This is a genomic window from Pseudomonas onubensis, from assembly GCF_965653655.1.
GTDB lineage: Bacteria > Pseudomonadota > Gammaproteobacteria > Pseudomonadales > Pseudomonadaceae > Aquipseudomonas.
This window is the reverse complement of sequence record NZ_CBFHAZ010000191.1, coordinates 1-2,986: the sequence shown is the minus strand read 5'-3', so window position 1 is coordinate 2,986 and position 2,986 is coordinate 1. Positions and strand designations below refer to the sequence as shown.

At 63.6% G+C, this 2,986-nt stretch carries 2 protein-coding genes; both read right to left on the bottom strand.

Annotated features, from left to right (window positions below; genetic code table 11):
* Nucleotides 1-256: 256 nt before the first annotated feature.
* A complete protein-coding gene (gspF, locus tag ACTD9P_RS29440; protein WP_438870396.1) occupies nucleotides 257-1,468 on the bottom strand; it encodes a type II secretion system inner membrane protein GspF in 1,212 nt (403 codons plus the stop codon).
* Nucleotides 1,468-2,886 (bottom strand): type II secretion system ATPase GspE, encoded by a 1,419-nt coding sequence (gspE, locus tag ACTD9P_RS29435; RefSeq protein WP_138815078.1) that lies wholly within the window; start codon nucleotides 2,884-2,886, stop codon nucleotides 1,468-1,470. Before gspE ends, gspF begins: the two co-directional genes overlap by 1 nt.
* Between the last annotated feature and the right edge of the window lie 100 nt (nucleotides 2,887-2,986).

Genomic DNA, 2,986 nt, shown 5'->3' with positions numbered 1-2,986 from the left:
GTGTCAGTTACAGATGAATTGACTGACCCACCGCATTCGCGAGCAAGCCCGCTCCCACAGTGGACCGCATGCAGTTCTGAATATGAGGTCGGCTGCGGATTTGCAGGCTGAAGAGCTGCTTTTCTGTGGGAGCTGGCTTGTCGGGTCGCCGCATCGCTGCGATGCAGACACCTCGGTACATCAGGCACACCGAGTTGATGCCATCGCAGCGGTGCGACGATTCGACAAGCCAGCTCCCACAGGTGACCAAGTGCAATCAGGTCACCAACTGGTTGATCTCGATGATCGGCAACAGCACCGCCATCACAATCACCAGCACCACGGCGCCCATCACCACGATCATCAGCGGCTCCAGCAACGCCGTCATGCCCATCGCCCGGCGTTCGATATCGCGGGACAAGGTCTGCGCCGCACGCTCAAGCATCGGCGGCAGCGAGCCGGTTTTTTCGCCGCTGGCGATCAGGTGAATCAGCACCGGCGGGAAGACCTTTTCCACCGCCAGAGCAGGCGCCAGGTTAACGCCTTCGCGAACCTTGGCAGTGGCATCGTTGACACACTGGCTGAGGCGGTCATTGGACAAGGTCTGGCGCGCCGCCTCCAGTGCCCGCAGCAACGGCACACCAGCGCCACCGAGAATCGCCAGGGTCGAGGCAAACCGCGCAGTATTAAGCCCCAACACAAAGCGCCCGATCAGCGGCAAGCGCAGCACTCGGCTGTGCCAGTTCAAGCGCGCCAGCGGGTTGCGCAGGTACAGGCGCCAGCCCCAAAACCCACCGACAATTGCAGCAAAACACAACCAGCCCCAGGCGCGGATAAAGTCGCTGGCATTGAGCATCGCCAGGGTCAGCCCCGGCAGGTCCTGGCGCGCCTGGGAAAACGCGCTGACCACCTGCGGCACCACATAGCTCAACAGGAAAATCACAATGCCAATGGACACCAACCCGACCACGCCGGGGTAGATGAACGCCGTCATGATCTTGCCGCGCAGGTTGTTACGCTCCTCAATGTAATCGGCCAGACGCTCCATCACCTGGGCCAGGTCACCGGACTCCTCCCCCGCCGCAATCAAGGCACGGTAGATCGACGGAAAATCCCGTGGCCGCGCCGCCAGGGCGTCGGCCAGGCGCATGCCGCCACGCACATCGCCGCGCACGGCGGCCAGGGTCTGGGCGATGTGTTTTTTCTCGGCCTGCTCCACCGTGGCACTCAGCGCCGCCTCCAACGGCAGGCTGGCGCCCAGCAAACTCGCCAGTTGCCGCGTGGCCCAGGCCAGGTCGTTATCCGACAGTTTGGGCGTGAAGATACTGGCGCCGCCGGCCGCCGGTTGATTGCCCTCAATCTGCACCTGTAGCGCAGTCAAACCACGGCTGCGCAAATTGGCAAACGCCGCGCTCTGGCTGTCGGCTTCCACATGCCCGGCTTCGATTTTGCCGCTGGCGTCGGCGGCCTCATAGCGATAACGATTCATCAGGCGTCCCGTGTCACGCGCAGGATTTCTTCAGGCGCGGTGGCGCCGCTGCGTACCCAGCGCTCGCCATCCTCACGCATGCTGAACATGCCGGCGCGACGTGCAGCCAGGCGCAAATCCTGCTCGCCCGCGCCTTGGTGGATCAGGCCGCGCACAGCGTCATCAACGCAGAACAATTCATGGATACCGGTACGCCCGCTGTACCCGATCTGGTTGCACTGCGCGCACCCCACCGGCCGCCAGGTGCCGGGCGCCGCCGGGTCTTGCTGCTTGCAATGCGGGCACAGGCGCCGCACCAGGCGCTGGGCCAATACGCCCAACAATGACGAGGCCAACAGGAACGGTTCGACGCCCATATCGATCAAGCGGTTGACCGCCGACACGGCGTCATTGGTGTGCAAGGTGGCGAGCACCAAGTGCCCGGTCAACGAAGCTTGCACGGCGATTTGCGCGGTCTCCAGGTCGCGAATCTCACCGATCATGATGATGTCCGGGTCCTGGCGCAGAATCGCCCGCAGTGCCAGGCCGAAGGTCATATCGATCTTGGCGTTGACCTGGATCTGGCTGATGCCGGGCAAGTCGTATTCCACCGGGTCTTCGACGGTGAGGATATTGCTGGTGCTCGCATCCAGCCGCGCCAGGGCGGCGTACAGGCTGGTGGTCTTGCCGCTGCCGGTGGGCCCGGTGACCAGCACGATGCCGTGGGGCTGGCGGATCAAGGTATCCAGGCGCGCCAACAGCTGCGGCTCCATGCCCAGGGTTTCCAGTTGCAAGCGCCCGGCCTGTTTGTCCAGCAGGCGCATCACCACCCTTTCGCCATGCCCGGTCGGCACGGTGGACACACGAATATCAATCGGCCGACCCGCCACCCGCAGGGCAATACGACCGTCCTGGGGCAAGCGTTTTTCGGCGATGTCGAGCTGGGCCATGATCTTGATCCGCGACACCAGCGCGCCATGCAGCGCCTTGCGCGGCGACACCACGTCACGCAAGGTGCCATCGACGCGGTAGCGCACTACGGAGTGGGTTTCGTAGGGTTCGATGTGAATGTCGCTGGCTTCATCGCGCGCAGCCTGGGTGAGCAAGGCGTTGATCATGCGGATCACCGGCGCGCCGTCCTGGGTGTCGAGCAGGTCGGTAATTTCCGGCATGTCCTGCATCAGGCGGTCGAGGTCGACTTCGTTTTCAGCCGCGCCGACCACGGCGGCCGCGCTGCCGGTGTCGGCGTAGGCGCTGGTGAGCAGGCCGTCGAGTTCGTCGTCGCGTACGTGTTCCAGGCGTGATTGACCGAATTGGCGCTGGACCTCGCTGATCGACCAACCGGGGGTTGAGGGGCAGACGGTCAGCAACATGCCTTCATCGCTTGGGCGCAGGAGGATGCGCTGGGATTTGGCCCAGACATAGGGGAGCAAACTCATAACCCGCACTCTCGGCTACACACTTTCCAAATGTGGGAGCGGGCTTGCTCGCGAATGCGGTGTGTCAGCCAGCCAATTTGAAACTGACCCACAGCATTCG